This is a genomic window from Streptomyces sp. NPDC039609 (assembly GCF_055596705.1).
In genome coordinates, this window is sequence record NZ_JBVIUJ010000007.1 from 1 (window position 1) to 14,898 (window position 14,898).

Below are 14,898 nucleotides of genomic sequence, written 5' to 3' on the forward strand. Positions count from 1 at the left end.
GACACCAAGTCCTGGGGCAACCACCACCACCGCCGCTAACCCCACAACCGGCAACCCTCACACCCGCTCGTCCACAGCGAGTTGCAGGGTCGACCGGACAACATGAACCACCCGCGCCGGGCAGGCCCACCCTGCCCGGCGCACCCACGCGCGCCCCGGCGCCAGACGGATAGGCCCGGACCGCGCCCAGCGCGGCAAGAAGCCTGGCCCACAGATGGTCCGTACGGACTGGCCGGCACCGGGATACAGCCGATCCAGGGTGAGCCGGAGTGCAGACAGGGTGAACACGGAGGGCGGGCCCCGGATTCCGGGGCCCGCCCTCTGACGTGCTGTTTCTCTGACCTGCAAGCGGTGGGTGTGGGATTTGAACCCACGGTGACTCGCGCCACGACGGTTTTCAAGACCTTTCGCCGATCAAGGCCGGTGAGGGCTCCGCCGCAGGTCAGAGGCGTGCAGGGACACCGGCGGAGCCTTCGTCATCGTCGTCGTGCCCTCTACGTGCCCCATCGGTACTCGTGTGCCCTTCCAGCCATGCGTCAGAGGCAGTCGCCACCTCGGCGGCTCGCCCGGCCAGAGGACGGGCGTAGTGCAGGTGACCCGGTTCGCTGCCCGGCCCGTGGTCCATGCCTGGGTCTCGTCCACGGGCTGCGTGTGGGGCCTACTGAGTTCCGGGAACCTGGCCCCCCTCGGTAACGGGAGGCTGTGCGCCTTCTGGAACTTCGCCAGCATTGCGGACGTCACCGCTGGTGGCATCCACTGTGGCGGACAGCAGCATGTCGCCGTTGCGGGCTGCCAGACGCCAATGGACGCGCCACTGGTCTCGGTACCGCTCGACCAGGTAGACGGGCTCCTCACGCTCGCCCTGGCCGGGCTTGAGTTTGAAGTTGGTTTCGAATTTCTTCCACGCCGCGTCCTCGCTGATGCTGATCCGAGGCAGCTTGGGGTCGTCGACGTTCCGGGCAATGAGGTCGGTCATACGGCCAGAGGGTTCGATCAGGATGTCCATGCGCATAGGCATGAGGAGCTTGCCCTGCCACCGGCGCCATTCGACGACCCAGCCGAGATTCTTGTCGCTTGCATCGACGGGCCACACCTTGGCCTGCGATTCGCGCAGCGCCCAGGGCGCGTGGCGCTGGGCGAAGAAGGTGGCGATGTCCTGTGCCTCCTGCGCCGAGCGCACAGGACGACTAGCCCCGGGGATCTGGTAGGCGTAGGTTCCTTCGCCCTGGTTGGTCGGTGTGAAGTGGACGGTCAGCTTCTCGCGGTCCGGCCAGGTCAGTTCGGCGAAGCCTCCGGGCAGGGGTGCGTTGATGGTGCTCGGGCCGTCGATGTTGTTGTGGAAGTTGGCCCAGTCAACGGTGTAAGCATCGTCGAAGGCTTTCTTCAGAGCAGCGTTGAGTGCTTCAACCTGCTGAGGGCTAGCCGTAGGAGTCTCGGTGGGCAAGACGGCACGGACCGGTTCGATGACTGATGCCCATGTTGCCGCGATGAGCAGCGAGACAGCGGCGCCGGCGATGGCGGTGCGCCGGACCTTGGCTTGAGCAAGGTGCTGGCCGTAGTGGGCTCTGCGGCAGATGAGAGCGCCAATGGCTGCTCCGGCGAGGATACCGACTGTATTGGTGAGCAGGTCGTCGGAGTCGCACAGCCGGGCGATGAAGGGCAACGTAGCCTGGGCGGTCTCCACCGTCGCAGTGAACAAGACGCCGACCGCGGCACCGAAGAAGGGCCGCCGGGTGGCAAGGACGGCGAACAGGCCGAACGGAGCGAACAGCAGAACGTTGAGCAGGCCCTGCGTGGTAGTGAACGCCTCGGTCACGGCAGGGTTGATCGTGCAGCGATGGTCGAGGACCCCGCTTCCACCCCAGGTGGTGAGAGCAATGGGCCCGATTGTCGAGGAAGCCCACAGCCCGTAGAACGCGGCGGGAGCACGGTCGACGCGTCGTGCGGCCACGATGTATACGACGGAGCCTATGGCGAGAGTTGCCGCGATGGCGAGCGCGAGAAAGCCTAGATGGTCTTGGAAGACGGCTTTGATCATCTTGGGTGCCTGTTCGTAGGGAAGGGCCCGCACCCTCCTCTAGCAGGGGAGGAGGGTGCGGGCCCTGGCAGAGTGCAGCGCGCGGGCTAGCAGGGATCGACGGCCGGCGTCGTGTACGTGGCGCCGCCACTCGTGTACAGCTTGCCGATCATCGGGCTACAGCTCGCAGTGAGCCCCTTCTGCTGGTCGTAGTGGAACGGCACAGTGGACATGTTCTGGTATGCCCACCAGTTGTTGACACTGGAGCGCTCATAGCCAAGCTTCGCCGTCAGGGCGCCGCCACTCTTGCGGTAGTAGCCGACCAGCACGTAGTTGCCCGTGCTGGTCGAGTAGGTGGACAAGACGCCGTTGGACATCGTGGTACACCGAGCCGACCCCGGAAGGTGGCCGTCGCTGGGGCATGAAGTCGCGGCCGCCTGCGCCGGAATCGTGCCCAGGCTAAGCATTGCGGCTGCGGTTGCACCGACGACAGCCGTACGTATACCAGTTCCCACGAGAGTTCCCCCGTAAGTGATCATGTACAGAACGGGCTGAGTGTACGGCCCGTCAGACGTCAGCCGCTACGCGATCTTGAGTCGAGGTCCTGTTGGCTGGTCAGCGCTCCGCCCCCGGTCAGACGCATGCGGGGACACCGGCGGAGCCGTCGTCATCATCGCCTTGTCCCGTACGTGCCCCATCGGCGCTCGTGTGCCCCTCCAACCAGGCGTCAGACGCAGTCGCCACCTCGGCGTCCCGTCCGGCGACAGGACGGGCGTAATGCCGGGTGGTCACGCTCGCATTGGAGTGGCCGAGGCGGTGCGCGGCGGTCATGACGCCGTACTGATCAGCGACCCAGGTTCCGTGCGAGGCCCGAAGGTCATGCGGAGTCACATCGGTCAGGCCAGCCGCGGCGACCGCCGGGTCAAAGTGCGCCTTGCGCCACTGGTTGTAGCGCAGGGGCCGGCCAGCGCGGTTCGTGAACAGGAGAGCCTCATCACCGCCGGGCAGCGAGTCGAGGTAGGCGCCGAGCCGCTTCGACAGCGAGGGAGCCAGCGTCAGGACCCGCTTTTGGTGCGACTTGGGGGTGTCAAAGACCAGGGCGCCGTTCGCCTCGGCAAGGTTCTCGTCCACGACAAGGAGGCAGCCCCCTACGTCGATGTCCATGCGCCTGAGAGCGAACGCCTCCCCCACCCTGAGGCCCGCGAAAGCGAGAAGCGCGATCAGCAGGTCATGCGGCTTGGCGGCCGAGCGGACGATCCTGGACGCCTCCACCTGCGTGAGAATGTGTGGCTCCGTCTGAGGCATCCGGGGAAGGCGCACACCACGGCACGGAGTCTGCGCGATCAGGTCGTTGTCGACCGCAGCCGCCATGACCTGAGACAGCACCCGGTACGCCTGCCGGATGCGCGAGGAACTGAGCCCAGAACCCTTCATGTCCGCGACCCACTCAGTAACCGTGATCGGCCGGAGGCTGGACAGCTCCCGGTCTCCGAGCGCGGGGTTGATCCGGGAGTTGATCAGCGACCGGTACGACGCCTGCGTCTTGTGCTTGAGCTGCGGAGCCACAGCGGCCAGCCACCGGGCAGACCAGTCCCGCACCGTGGTTGCCCCGTCTGCCGGATCGATCCAACGGCCGTCCTCGATCTCAACCCGCTTCTTCGCGAGCCACAGATCCGCGTCCGTCGTGGTGGCGAAGGTCCGGTCAGCAGGCCGGAGGAGTCCATCCGGCCCCGGGTACCGGGCCTGGTAGCGCCCTGAGGGCAGCTTGCGCACGCGGCCGAAGCTACGGCGTGCTTTCCGCTTCCGAGCCACTAGGCAACCCTCCTGAGCCCGACCGTCGGCCGAAGCGTCATCGGTTCGACGGTGTTGGCCGCGACGAAGTCCGAGACGGCGTTCTCGGGGATCCGGACGTGTCGGCCGACCTTCACGAAGGTGATGCGGCGCTCTTCGATGAGGCGCCGAGGGAACCGGACGGTGGTGCCGAGGAGTTCGGCGACTTGGTCAACGCTCAGCAGTCGGTCCATGTCACCAGTCCCCATTGGTGTCGGTGGCTTCGAGTTCGGCGCGGATCTCGCGGGCGTGTTCGCGGTTGTGCTGGATGTCGCGGTGGATGTTGGCGGCAAGCCAGGACTCACCGGGCGTGTGGCCGTGTCCGGCGTAGGTCCAGTGGGCGACGACGAGGACCGTCGCTTCCGGGTGTTCGTCGGGGTCGGGCAGGCCGAGCGATTCGCGTTGTTGGGCCGCGCGGTAGTCGGCGCGGACCTGGCGTAAGGCACCGAGGGTGGTGGAGTAGCGGCGGGATTTGGTGGAGAAGTGGCCGCGGAAGCCGAGCATGTGGGCCCAGGCCCGCAGGCGCCGGTCGGGGTAGGCCGGATCGAGGTCCATGCAGGCTTCCATGAGGCGCCGGGGGTGGTCCGCGACGTCGAGGAGGATCAGGGCTTCCTTGTTGCCCACCCGGTGGTCCACGGACCCGGTGGTCTCGGCAGCCTTCGTGGCGTACTTGGCGACGTACGCGGCTACGGCCTGTTCGGTGAGGTCTTCGCCCTGGCCGAAGGCGCCGATGGGCTGGACGTCGAGCTGACTGCCCCAGGTCAGCTTCACGTCCTGGTCCACGCCGTACTCGGGCGCGGCGGGGACGGTGACGTGGGCGCGGGCGGCGGCGGCGCGGATGGCGTCGGTCAGCAGCTCGAGCGTGGCCCAGGCCGGGGGCGGGGTGTGGGGGCCGTCGGGTCCGTCGGGTCCGTCGAAGCGGATGACCGCGTGGAAGTGGACGGCGCCGCGCTTCTGGTACTCGGCGACCTTGCCGAAGGAGACCCGGGACTGCTCGCGGGCAGCGGTCTGGGTGAGGCCGGCGCGGGCGGCGATCTCGCGGCGGAGGTAGATCGTGAAGTAGCGCCACAGCTCGGAGGCGTGGTTGTTCCACAGCACCGCCCCGGCGTAGTCGTACGTCTCCGGGTCGAGCGGGGTGCCGAGTTCGGGCGCGTCTTCGGCGTGACGGACACCGCAGCGACACGGCCGGGTACTAGGCCGGTTGTGGACCGGGCCGAAGGACGGGGCTGTCAGGGTGGCGAAGACGCGGGGGTGGTCGCGGATGGTTTCGGGGGTGCCCTTGTCGGGGTTGCCGACGAGCCCGGCGCGGATGAGGTGGTAGGTGTCCCCTGCGTAGGTCCAGGCGCAGGCGGGGCAGCGGGAGGCTCGCCGGTTGCCGCAGGCGACCCGCAGGACGCCTCCGGGTTCGGCGTCGGTGTTGTAGGCGTGGAGCACGGTTCGGGTGGCGGGGTCGAGGGTCTTGGTTCCGCCGGAGAGGCGGATGGGGGCGGCGCATCCTCCGGTGCGGCGGATCTGTTCGGTGAGGCGGTCGAAGCCGGGGGACCCGGCCACCCGGAGCAGGTCGCTCAGGGTGGCCGGGTCCAGGCCCGCCGCGGTGGCGGTGTCGGTCAAGGTGGTCACTTCCCGGCGCGGACGAGGACGGCACGGGCGGTGCGTGTGCCGGTGCCCTTGCAGACCGGGCAGGAGGCCGGAAGAGTGCGGCGGTTCCCGTCCGGTGTGGTGGTGCCGGTGGTGATGTGGACGACGGGGAAGCCGTCGCAGTGGGAGCAGACGCGCGGGGTGGTGGGCTGGGGCATCATGGGCTTTCCCTTTCGGGTCCTTTGGATCTGGGAGGGGTTGAGGCGCCCGGGGCGGCGGAAGTTTGGCGACCGAGGCCGCTCCGGGGGCCGCTCAGTGTGTGTTGCGCCTGCCGTGGCCCTTGGCCGCGTACATCGACGCGTCGGCCATGGACAGGGCGTCGGTGAGGAGCGGGACCGGCAGGTGTTCGCGGTGGCAGTGCCCGACCGACGCGGAGACCCGCAGGGTGTGACCCTGGTGGGTGACTGGCTGGTCCAGGGCGGCGCGGAGTGCCGGAAGGCCGGCGGTGTGCGCGGGGTCGATGACGATGGCGGCGAACTCGTCCCCACCGAGGCGGGCGGCGACGCCGTGGCGTCCGCACCAGACGGTGAGACGGTCGGCCGTCGTGGTGAGGACCGCATCGCCGGTGGCGTGGCCGTGGGTGTCGTTGATGGCTTTGAAGTCGTCGAGGTCGACCAGGACCACGAGCGCGTTCGGGTTCCGGGTGATCAGGTGGTCTGCGCGGGCGGTCCATCCGGCGCGGGTGTGCAGGCCGGTCAGGGGGTCGCGGCGGGCGGTGGCCAGTCGGCGGGCGAGCATGCTGCTGTGCAGTGCCCAGCCCAGGGCGGGTAAGCCCGCGGCGGCGATCGTGTACGTGTCCATGCCGGTCACCGGCCCTTCTGCATGTCGCGGATGAGGAGCCGCAGTACGACCGCGACGAGGGCGACAGAGACGCCGGTGATGGCGACCGCCAGGAGCATCGAGACCAGCACGGCACCGACGACCAGAACCACGGCCCCACCGCCGGCCACGAGGGCGAGCGCGCTGCCCGGGGTGAGCTGGACCGTCGTATGGGCCGGGGCGACCGGCGCGGGTGCGGTCGGGGTGGGGGCCGTCGACTGGTCGGGGGCCGGGTGCTGGACCGGGGTGTTGGTGGCGGGCGGCTGGAGGAGCGGGGTGGTGATGCCGGTCGGGAGCGGGTTGACCGGGACGCGCGGTCGGAGCATGACGCTTCTCCCTACTGGTTGATGGTGTTGTCGATGACCGGGGCGACGAGGCTGTCGGCCAGGAGGTAGCCGCCGAGGAGGATCACGGCGACGAGCCACCAGGGCGGGCGGATGAGCTTGATGCCGAGGGCGCCGACAACGATCAGGGCGAGCCAGAGCGGAACGTCCATGACACGGATCTCCTTGCTCAGCGGGGGTTGCAGCGGTGCGTGCGGGCAGCGAGCTCGGCGGCTGCGCGGGTGAAGTAGTCGGCGGAGAAGTCACAGCCGGGGGCGGAGCACACGGCGGTGTGCTTGGTACGGCCGCGGCCGTCGTGGTGGGTGCCGACCTGCACCGGTCCGAAGCGGGCGACGTTGTAGAAGCGGTTCGGGCGCACGGGTCTCTCCTTTCGGTCAGGCGAGTTGGAGGGCGATCGAGTCCGCCAGGGCGGACGGGACTCCTAGACGGCTGCGCAGGGTCTCGGCATCGATCGGGGCGCCGGTCTGGGCGTGGTGGGCGTCCGCGATCTTCCGGGCGTGGTCGAGTAGTGCGGGCGGAACCGGCACGGCCGGGGCCGAGCGGGCGGGCTCCGCCGGAACCTCTTCCTGCGCGGGAACCGACCTTGATTCGGCCGGGTCCGGAATGGCCGGCGGGAGTTCGGGCGCCGGTTCCGGGGCCCGCTCCACGGTCAGATCCGCCGCCGGGGCCTCCACCGGCTCGTGCTCGAGGGCTGGTTGAGGCGTGTGGGTGTGTGCGTGGGCGAGGAGTGTGCCGCCGAGGAACGCGAGGGCAGGCCATCCGGCGACGAGGATTCGCAGCCAGTCCGGCACGTCCTGCATGTCGAGGAGTCCGGCGGTGGCGACATTGGCGCCGAGTGAGGCGACGAGGGCGATGGCGAACCAGAGCCAGGCGTCACGGTTGCCCCCGTCCGTGCGCATCCGGCGCCATGCGGCGACCAGCAGCAGGTCGACGCTGACGGGGTAGGCCCACGCCTTCCAGCCGTCCTGTCCGGCAGCCTGAGCCAGGTCGTGCAGGTGAGAGAAGGACAGGGCCCCAGCGATGACGGCCTGGATCAGCACGGCGTCGAAGCGGAGGGTTCGGAACACGGTTCACCTCCTTTCAGGCATGGGTGGGTACGGACCTGGCGCGACGCGGTCACGCCAACCAGCGGGCAGGGATGGTCAGTCGGTTGCCGGTACCGGCTTGAACAGCGGCTCGGGCGGAACAGGCTTGCCGGCGATGAGCTGCACTGGCCGGAAGGCGGCGAGGCGCGAAAGAGCCGGGGTCAGGTGCGCGAACTGGGCGCATGTGGCGGCCGCGTCGACCGCGCTGAGCTCGGGAGTGCGGATGCGGGACCACCCGCCAGAGGAGTCACCAGCCACCGCGACACCCGGGCGGTCGGGCGGGATCGTCGTCACCGCGACCACGGCGTCCGGAGCGATGTCGCCCAGGCCCATGTCTGCGGTCTGCTTGTCGTTGACCCGATGAACCACGCGGCCGGTGAGCTGCGCGCGCAGCGTGGTGGCGCCCTTGCCGAGGTCGGATCCGAACCTCTGGCCGCAGACCTCCAGGAAGACGCCGGCCGCGCGGGCGAGCTGGGCCAGTCGGATCGTCTGCGTGACCATCCGGTCCCGGCGTTCCTCGTCCTTCTTCCCCGTGATCAGGAACAGCTCCGCGACCTCGTCCACCAGGACCACGACCGGCACCGGCCGAACATCCTCCGGCAAGGCCCAGACATCGGCGACACCGTGCTCGCTGAGCAGATCGAAGCGGGCTTCCATCTCCTCCACCAGGGCGTCCAGGAGCCCGGACGCTTCATCGGGCGTGATGGCGAGCGCCGACAAGCGGGGCGCGTATCCGCGCTGCTCAACACCGCGCTTGCAGTCGATCCCGACCAAGGCGACCGGGAGCCGGGCGAGCCCGGCGATCAGGTTGCGCTGGTACATCGACTTGCCCGACTGGTTGGCGCCCAGCGTCAGTGCGTGAGGGACCTTCCGGTAGTCCCGTACAAACGCCGTCCCGTCCTCGCGCAGAGCCACGGCAACGGTCATCGGCCCGGAGGGGACGCGGCGCGGCATCTTCACCTGCCGCAGGACGTCGTAGCCGGTCATCCGCAGCTCAACGAACCCCGGCTTCGTCTCCACCACGTTGACCGAGTGGACACCCCAGGCGTGCCGCAGCCGCTCAGCAGCCGCCATCACATCAGCGGGTTCCAGACCGGCCGGAAGGCGGAGCGTGACCCGCATTCCGGTCGCGGAACCCCGCACCCGGCGGATCTTCGGCGGCACGGGCTGGACATCCGCACGGCGAGCCACGGTGCGGACCATGAACGCCCGCAGGCGGGACGGCTGAACCGTCAGCCCGCACACGTCCATCGTGGACCGGTACGTCATCGCGAACCGCACCCGCGTGACCGGCAGACCCACGAGCGACCAGAACACCCGCGGCGCCCGGACCTTCGCGTAGCCGAGTCCACCGGCGCCAGCGAGCGGGAGGCCGACCTCCCATAACGTCGACAGGTCGGTCATGATCAGACCCCGGCCGTGAGGGCGACGGCGCGGAACGAGATGCCGTGCCGGGTCTGGCCGTTGAACGTGTTCTCCCAGTCTCGGGCCTTGAGGCCGATCACCGACACCGGCATGCCCGGCGTCAGCCCGTCGGGGAGACCGGTCTCCGGAACGGTGACCTGGTAGAGGTTTCCCTCCCCCTCGTCCGAGATCAGCAGGCCCACCGTGGAGAGACCCGCACCGGTCTCCCGGTCGACGGCACGCTCACCGGTCTGCTTGCTCACGAGCTTCGGGACGGGGGCCGTGGCCACGAACACCACGGCGGTCGAGGTGTCCACCTTGAACGAAGGCATGGCTTCTCCTTGGAGATGGCAGGAAAGGGCTAGATGACCAACTTGGCTAGCCTGGTTGGTCACATCTCGAAGGTAGGAGACATGGCTAGCCATGTCAACAACATGACTGGCATGACTGTCCTGCCTCAGGGGTGTCGCCTACCATCGACCCATGACCTTCGTCCCCGAGCCGCTAGACCCCGACGACGACCGAGCCCCCTACGAGCAGGTAGCAAGCAGCCTTAGCGCTGCCATCCGAACGAGGCGGCTCGGTCCTGGTGAGAAGCTCCCGTCCCACGCGAAGCTGACGGAGCTTTACGGGTTCGCCCGGGCGACGATTCAGCGCGCACTGCGCGACCTCGAAGACGAGGGACTCGTGGTCTCCCGCAAGGGCAGCGGCGTCTATGTCCGCAACCGGACCGAGAGGCCGGCGGGGCTGAGGCCGTACGTCGAGCAGGCTTTCGCCAAGGACCAGGTGACCATCGACTTCGCCGGATTCTCCAGCGAGACCCTGCACGGCGCGCTTCAGGAACCGCTCGACAAGATCCGGGTCGGCAGGCTCACTCCGTCGAGCATCACCATGCGGATACTCGTCCCGGACATGTCCGTGCCGCAGGCCGCGCCCGTGCGCATGGAGGACGGGGCCGACGACAAGCGGCTCCGCGACCGCATGCACGACATCATGGTCAGCTACACCCGCAGCATCCGGGACGCCATCGCCGAATTGGAACACCTCGGGCTGGTGGCCGAGACCCGGATCGACGTCCGCGTTCACAGCGGCACGCAGTTCTTCAAGCTGTACGTGATCAACAACGAGGACGCATTCTTCGGGTACTACCCGATCCGCCCCAACAAGGTCGTCGCCCAGGGCGAGACCGTCGAGATCTACGACCTGGTCGGCAAGGACACCACGCTCTTCCACCACTCGATCAACGACGGCGAGTCCTCCAGCGGAGCCCAGCAAGTGCAGCAGGCCCGCATGTGGTTCGACAGCGTCTGGGAGACCATCGGAAGGGACTTCGACCTTGACGCACGATGACCAGCTCCCGGCGGTCCTGGCGAACGCGCGAGTCGTCTTCTTCGACTTCGACGGCCCCGTATGCGACGTGTTCGCCGGACTTCCCGCTCACGAGGTCGCCAAGCAGCTCACCACGCTGATCACCTCCCAAGACGCAGCCGCGGGCGCGAAGGCATCTGAGACCGACGACCCGATCGAGGTCCTGCGCATCGCGTACGAAGCGAACGCCGAGCTCGGCCAGGAGGTCGAGCAGGCATTGACGGCCGCAGAGGTCGAAGCCGTCACAGTGGCCGGCCCCCCGACGCCAGGCGCAGTGGAAGCCCTTCAAGCCGCACAGTCCTCAGGAAGGGCGGTCGCGGTGGTGAGCAACAACTCTGCCGAGTGCGTTCAGCACTTCGTGGATCTGCATGGCTTGGGGGACCACGTCGCGAGGATCGTCGGTCGCCCCACGGGGCAGCCCCACCTGATGAAGCCAAACCCGTTCCCGCTCATCACGGCGGCCGAGCTGATGCATATGGACGTCACGAACTGCACCCTGATCGGCGACTCGCTCACGGATATCCAGGCCGCTCACGCCGCCGGGACAACGGTGATCGGCTACGCCAACAAGCCCCACAAGGCCGACCTGTTCGCCGAGGCACAAGCCGACGCGATCACCGACGGCATGCAGTCCATCGCCGACGCACTCACCACGGCGTAGCCGAGGATCAACGGGGGAGCTGTTACAGGTTTCTCTACCTCATCAAGCACCCGGCTCCGCGTACCGCTCCGCCGGGCGGGCTTCCCGGCTCCGCTCCGCGCGACGCTCCTGCCTTCGGCCCGCTCCGCGCGCGCTGCGCCGACGCCCGCCCCTGCGATTGGGATAGGCCCAAGGGCATGAGTCGAGCCCCAACGGCCGCGGTTCCATCTGTCACCGACATGCCTCCGGCGGGGGCGCTCAGGCTCCGGGATGGCGGGGGCACCATGAGCGGGTGCCGGCCGTGGGGTGCTGAGGCGGGGAACTCCCATCCCGCCTGCCATCGGCCCAGGACAAGCCGAGCAGACACGGCACCGGGCGTCCAGGTCGTTCGTACAGTGGCGCGCTCCACCTGGACGCCCGGCACCGCGCCCGCTCCACTGACGTGTGGGCCGACGGCAGACGGGATGGGAGTTGGAGGTGAGTGGTGGGCAAGGTCCGCGGATTGCTGACCGGCGGCTGACTCGCCCATTGCACCCAGTCGCAGCACACCTAGACCCGCCATACGGTGAAAGAGCACGCTGGAGGCATCCATGACGCTCACACTCACCATCAGCAGGGACGACGCCGTCACACTCCACAAGATGCTTCAGGGGCTGGCCGACCTCTTGGAGAAACGTGGCGACAGCCGACTAACTGACGAGGAAGGCGGGATCCTCGCAAAGGCTGCTTATCGGGCCGACATGATCCGCGTCGCCCGCTGTGTGAACTACGACCTCAAGGACGCGATCAACGCCACGCATCCCCGCCGTCGATGAGCATCGTGACCGTGCGTACCGTGACCGCGTGGACGAAGAACCGGTGCTCATCAAGCTCACACGCGACCAGGCGTTCGTCCTGTCCGACTGGCTCTACGACGTCATGATGCGGTCCGACAAACTCGACGCCATCGTGCCCGACCGCGCGGTCTGGTCAGGGATCTACGAGATCTCGGGCACCCTCGAAACGACGCTGCCTGAGGTCTTCATGCCGGACTACGCCGACCGCCTGGATGCGGCGCGCCAACGTTTGCTCGGCTCCATGGGTGGCGACGAAGAAGCAGACCAGAGCCTGTCAAGAACGCCGTCCGGCGATGACATCAGCGGCTGACACCAACGAGCGCGAATCTCGCCGATCGACGCCGAACATCAGCGGCAGGCCAGACGACGCGCGGAGCGTGTTGGGCGAGGTCCCAGAGTCCCCATGATCGACCTGATAAGGATGAGGCCATAGGTCTATTCCTGCGCCCAACGCGGGGCGCCGTTCTCAACCTATGGACGGCGCCCCGCTGGCTTGCATCAGCCATTGAGACTCCGTCGATCACGTGGTCACGCGCCAGTCTCGTTTCACCCGCCGCCCAGGTGGGACAGGGGCCCCAGTCATAGGCTCTGACCTGGGAAGATGCGTGTCTCTGTCGCATCCCTACAAGATTTACCCTCTGAGCCTATGAACGTTACTGTTCGCGCCAAAGTGGTCAATATCGCATGGTTTGGTTAACGCCAACGAGGCCCAGCAGATGGATTGTCAGCCCGGAGGCAACTCATGCCGTCCCACGCACGGGAGCAGCCATGGCCGATCGAGACTTTCGCCGCGACCTCGTCTATCCGCTGATTGTGGCGCTAGTTACCGCAGCACTGACATGGGGTTTAGGCGCGATTTCGGGCCATTCGGAGCATGTCGACATTGCTAGGGCCATTGTGTCGCAGATCGAGCAGGGGCCGATCCCATGCGTGGGATGATGGGTCAGTTGCCTCCACCGATCGGCTCCCATTGGCCCCGGGGGCTTGAACGGATATGGCCATCATCGGCCGGGCAGTAGGAGTACCTCGGAGCGGCGCTGCGGTACAGCAGCGAAGTACAGCAACCACAGCAACCGACCATGGCCCGTAGCGCCCATCAAACCCTTCCGAGCGGCCTGTATGACCGTCGATGCCCGATCTAGATAGAGCTACGGATCAGAAGGTAGCCGTGCCCCTCCCGTGCCCGATCTAGTGGGAACGGACGGGGAACCACGGTGATGGACGGGCAGCAAGCACGAGAACAGCCCCTGACCGATTTACCTGGTCAGGGGCCGTTTCACAGGGCGGTGGGTGTGGGATTTGAACCCACGGTGACTTGCGCCACGACGGTTTTCAAGACCGTTCCCTTAGGCCGCTCGGGCAACCCACCCCGCGCCGGATCCCGTTCAGGACGGCGCGGGGGACAGCCTAGCCGGTCAGTTGTCGCCCGTGCGTTCGCCGAGGGTGACGGTGGCCTTCGCCGTCTTGCCGTCGCGTTCGTAGGTGATCTCGACCGAGTCGCCCGGCTGGTGCGTCCAGATCTCGCTGATGAGCGTCGGGCCGCTGTCGATCTGGCGGTCGCCGAAGGCGGTGATCACGTCGCCCGCCTTCAGGCCGGCCTGCGCCGCCGGGCCGTTCGCGGTGACGGCGGGGGTGCCGCCCGCGCCCTCGTCCGCGATCGTGGCCCCCGCGCCCTTGTCGGTCATGTTCACCGTCGCGCCGATCACCGGATACACCGGCTTGCCCGTCTTGATCAGCTGCTCGGCCACGTTCTTGGCCTGGTTCACCGGGATCGCGAAGCCGAGGCCGATCGAGCCCGCCTGGGTCTGGCCGAAGCCGTTGCCGGTCGACTGGATCGCCGAGTTGATACCGATCACCGCGCCGCTCGCGTTCAGCAGCGGGCCGCCGGAGTTGCCCGGGTTGATCGAGGCATCCGTCTGCAGGGCGCTCATGTACGAGTTGCTGCCGCCGGAGCCGTCGCCCGAGGCCACCGGGCGGTTCTTGGCGCTGATGATGCCCGTCGTGACCGTGTTGGACAGGCCGAACGGCGCGCCGATCGCGATCGTCGAGTCGCCGACCGCCACCTTCTCGGAGTCGCCGAGCGGGAGCGGGGCCAGCCCCTCGGGGGCCTTCTTCAGCTTCAGGACGGCCACGTCGTAGCCCTCGGCCCGGCCCACGACCTCCGCGTCGTACGTCTTGCCGTTGGAGAAGGTCGCGGAGAGCGTGCCGCCCTCCGCCGCCGACGCCACCACGTGGTTGTTGGTGACGATGTGGCCTTCCTTGTCGTAGACGAAGCCGGTGCCCGTACCGCCCTCGCCCTCGCCTTCACCGGCGCCGCTGCCGCCGGACTTCGCCTGGATGGTCACGACGCTCGGCAGCGCCTTGCCCGCCACCGCCGCGACCGTGCCCGGATCACGCTTGAAGGCCGCCTGGGAGTCGCCCGCGGAGACCGTCGTCGAGCTGACTTCGTCGTCGCCGCGCTCGGCCGCCCAGTAACCGATGCCGCCGCCCACACCGCCGGCGACCAGCGCGGCCACGAGGACGGCCGCCACGAGACCGCCGGTCTTCTTCCGCGGGGCTGCGGGGACGGGAGGGACGGGCTCGCCCCAGGTCGGCACGGCCGGCGGGGGCGGCGGCCAGCCACCCGCGCCCGCCGGGGCGCCTGCGGTCGCACCGGCGGGAACCTCCGCCGGAGGGGTCACGGGCAGCGGCGCCGTGGCGTGCTCGGGGGCCGCCTGCGGCTCGGATGCGTCCACGGCAGGGGGTGCGGAAGGGGCCGCAGGAGGGGTCGGAGGGGCGGGAGGGACGGACGGGGCGTTCGGGTCCGCCGGAACCGCGTTGCCCTCGTTCTCGGTACTCACAGCTCTCTCCTCGTTCACTGCACGGATGGATGCCATCGCCAGGGTGCTGCGAACAGCTTTTCCCACTGGACGTCAGG

At 68.4% G+C, this 14,898-nt stretch carries 18 protein-coding genes and 1 tRNA gene; 4 read left to right on the forward strand and 15 right to left on the reverse strand.

The genetic code is table 11. The annotated features are described in order from the left end of the window. Positions 1–658: 658 nt before the first annotated feature. From ACZ561_RS21110 to ACZ561_RS21170, 13 genes are all read right to left on the reverse strand, one after another. Entirely contained in the window at positions 659–2,038 is a 1,380-nt protein-coding gene (locus ACZ561_RS21110; protein WP_470997235.1) for a VanZ family protein, read from the reverse strand. An 86-nt stretch (positions 2,039–2,124) separates the two neighbouring features. Then, complete coding sequence (locus tag ACZ561_RS21115; protein ID WP_470997238.1) at positions 2,125–2,394, reverse strand: hypothetical protein; 270 nt, start codon at positions 2,392–2,394, stop codon at positions 2,125–2,127. A 256-nt stretch (positions 2,395–2,650) separates the two neighbouring features. Beyond that, entirely contained in the window at positions 2,651–3,829 is a 1,179-nt protein-coding gene (locus tag ACZ561_RS21120; protein WP_470997241.1) for a tyrosine-type recombinase/integrase, read from the reverse strand. After that, positions 3,829–4,041 (reverse strand): helix-turn-helix domain-containing protein, encoded by a 213-nt coding sequence (locus tag ACZ561_RS21125; protein WP_470997244.1) that lies wholly within the window; start codon positions 4,039–4,041, stop codon positions 3,829–3,831. Before ACZ561_RS21125 ends, ACZ561_RS21120 begins: the two co-directional genes overlap by 1 nt. Position 4,042: 1 nt before the next feature. Next, positions 4,043–5,458: a replication initiator protein RepSA gene (repSA, locus tag ACZ561_RS21130; RefSeq protein ID WP_470997247.1), complete on the reverse strand. Its 1,416-nt coding sequence runs from the start codon at positions 5,456–5,458 to the stop codon at positions 4,043–4,045. Positions 5,459–5,463: 5 nt separating this feature from the next. Next, on the reverse strand, positions 5,464–5,646 hold the full coding sequence (locus ACZ561_RS21135) for a hypothetical protein (protein WP_470997250.1): 183 nt from the start codon (positions 5,644–5,646) through the stop codon (positions 5,464–5,466). 91 nt (positions 5,647–5,737) lie between these two features. Then, complete coding sequence (locus ACZ561_RS21140; protein ID WP_470997253.1) at positions 5,738–6,286, reverse strand: GGDEF domain-containing protein; 549 nt, start codon at positions 6,284–6,286, stop codon at positions 5,738–5,740. 5 nt (positions 6,287–6,291) lie between these two features. Then, positions 6,292–6,630: a SpdD-like protein gene (locus ACZ561_RS21145; protein ID WP_470997256.1), complete on the reverse strand. Its 339-nt coding sequence runs from the start codon at positions 6,628–6,630 to the stop codon at positions 6,292–6,294. An 11-nt stretch (positions 6,631–6,641) separates the two neighbouring features. Beyond that, positions 6,642–6,800 carry a hypothetical protein gene (locus ACZ561_RS21150; protein ID WP_470997259.1) on the reverse strand — a complete coding sequence of 53 codons (159 nt, stop codon included), beginning with the start codon at positions 6,798–6,800 and terminating at the stop codon, positions 6,642–6,644. Positions 6,801–6,817: 17 nt separating this feature from the next. Next, positions 6,818–7,006 carry a mobile element transfer protein gene (locus ACZ561_RS21155; RefSeq protein ID WP_470997262.1) on the reverse strand — a complete coding sequence of 63 codons (189 nt, stop codon included), beginning with the start codon at positions 7,004–7,006 and terminating at the stop codon, positions 6,818–6,820. A 16-nt stretch (positions 7,007–7,022) separates the two neighbouring features. Continuing rightward, a complete protein-coding gene (locus ACZ561_RS21160; RefSeq protein ID WP_470997265.1) occupies positions 7,023–7,715 on the reverse strand; it encodes a DUF2637 domain-containing protein in 693 nt (230 codons plus the stop codon). A 75-nt stretch (positions 7,716–7,790) separates the two neighbouring features. Beyond that, on the reverse strand, positions 7,791–9,137 hold the full coding sequence (locus tag ACZ561_RS21165) for an FtsK/SpoIIIE domain-containing protein (protein WP_470997268.1): 1,347 nt from the start codon (positions 9,135–9,137) through the stop codon (positions 7,791–7,793). Between the two features lie 2 nt (positions 9,138–9,139). Further along, positions 9,140–9,469 carry an SCO3933 family regulatory protein gene (locus tag ACZ561_RS21170; RefSeq protein ID WP_470997271.1) on the reverse strand — a complete coding sequence of 110 codons (330 nt, stop codon included), beginning with the start codon at positions 9,467–9,469 and terminating at the stop codon, positions 9,140–9,142. A 151-nt stretch (positions 9,470–9,620) separates the two neighbouring features. On the opposite strand from ACZ561_RS21170, the gene ACZ561_RS21175 reads away from it, so the two are divergent. The 4 genes from ACZ561_RS21175 to ACZ561_RS21190 all read left to right on the forward strand — a co-directional run bounded on the left by ACZ561_RS21175 (position 9,621) and on the right by ACZ561_RS21190 (position 12,291). Then, complete coding sequence (locus ACZ561_RS21175) at positions 9,621–10,487, forward strand: GntR family transcriptional regulator (protein ID WP_470997274.1); 867 nt, start codon at positions 9,621–9,623, stop codon at positions 10,485–10,487. Then, positions 10,474–11,166, forward strand: a complete 693-nt coding sequence (locus ACZ561_RS21180) for an HAD family hydrolase (RefSeq protein ID WP_470997277.1) — start codon at positions 10,474–10,476, stop codon at positions 11,164–11,166. Before ACZ561_RS21175 ends, ACZ561_RS21180 begins: the two co-directional genes overlap by 14 nt. Positions 11,167–11,735: 569 nt before the next feature. Beyond that, positions 11,736–11,960 carry a hypothetical protein gene (locus tag ACZ561_RS21185; protein WP_470997280.1) on the forward strand — a complete coding sequence of 75 codons (225 nt, stop codon included), beginning with the start codon at positions 11,736–11,738 and terminating at the stop codon, positions 11,958–11,960. A gap of 28 nt (positions 11,961–11,988) precedes the next feature. Next, positions 11,989–12,291 (forward strand): hypothetical protein, encoded by a 303-nt coding sequence (locus ACZ561_RS21190; protein ID WP_470997283.1) that lies wholly within the window; start codon positions 11,989–11,991, stop codon positions 12,289–12,291. A 974-nt stretch (positions 12,292–13,265) separates the two neighbouring features. Here the strand turns inward: ACZ561_RS21190 and ACZ561_RS21195 are convergent. Then, a tRNA-Ser gene (locus ACZ561_RS21195) sits at positions 13,266–13,350 on the reverse strand. Positions 13,351–13,396: 46 nt separating this feature from the next. Next, positions 13,397–14,821, reverse strand: coding sequence for a S1C family serine protease (locus ACZ561_RS21200; RefSeq protein ID WP_470997285.1), 1,425 nt, complete (start codon positions 14,819–14,821; stop codon positions 13,397–13,399). Between the last annotated feature and the right edge of the window lie 77 nt (positions 14,822–14,898).

Bases quoted from the DNA above. Each gene is read 5' to 3' on its own strand.
- ACZ561_RS21110 (WP_470997235.1), bottom strand. From the start codon at position 2,038: ATGATCAAAGCCGTCTTCCAAGACCATCTAGGCTTTCTCGCGCTCGCC.
- ACZ561_RS21115 (WP_470997238.1), bottom strand. From the start codon at position 2,394: ATGTCCAACGGCGTCTTGTCCACCTACTCGACCAGCACGGGCAACTAC.
- ACZ561_RS21125 (WP_470997244.1), bottom strand. From the start codon at position 4,041: ATGGACCGACTGCTGAGCGTTGACCAAGTCGCCGAACTCCTCGGCACC.
- ACZ561_RS21135 (WP_470997250.1), bottom strand. From the start codon at position 5,646: ATGATGCCCCAGCCCACCACCCCGCGCGTCTGCTCCCACTGCGACGGC.
- ACZ561_RS21140 (WP_470997253.1), bottom strand. From the start codon at position 6,286: ATGGACACGTACACGATCGCCGCCGCGGGCTTACCCGCCCTGGGCTGG.
- ACZ561_RS21145 (WP_470997256.1), bottom strand. From the start codon at position 6,630: ATGCTCCGACCGCGCGTCCCGGTCAACCCGCTCCCGACCGGCATCACC.
- ACZ561_RS21150 (WP_470997259.1), bottom strand. From the start codon at position 6,800: ATGGACGTTCCGCTCTGGCTCGCCCTGATCGTTGTCGGCGCCCTCGGC.
- ACZ561_RS21165 (WP_470997268.1), bottom strand. From the start codon at position 9,137: ATGACCGACCTGTCGACGTTATGGGAGGTCGGCCTCCCGCTCGCTGGC.
- ACZ561_RS21170 (WP_470997271.1), bottom strand. From the start codon at position 9,469: ATGCCTTCGTTCAAGGTGGACACCTCGACCGCCGTGGTGTTCGTGGCC.
- ACZ561_RS21175 (WP_470997274.1), top strand. From the start codon at position 9,621: ATGACCTTCGTCCCCGAGCCGCTAGACCCCGACGACGACCGAGCCCCC.
- ACZ561_RS21185 (WP_470997280.1), top strand. From the start codon at position 11,736: ATGACGCTCACACTCACCATCAGCAGGGACGACGCCGTCACACTCCAC.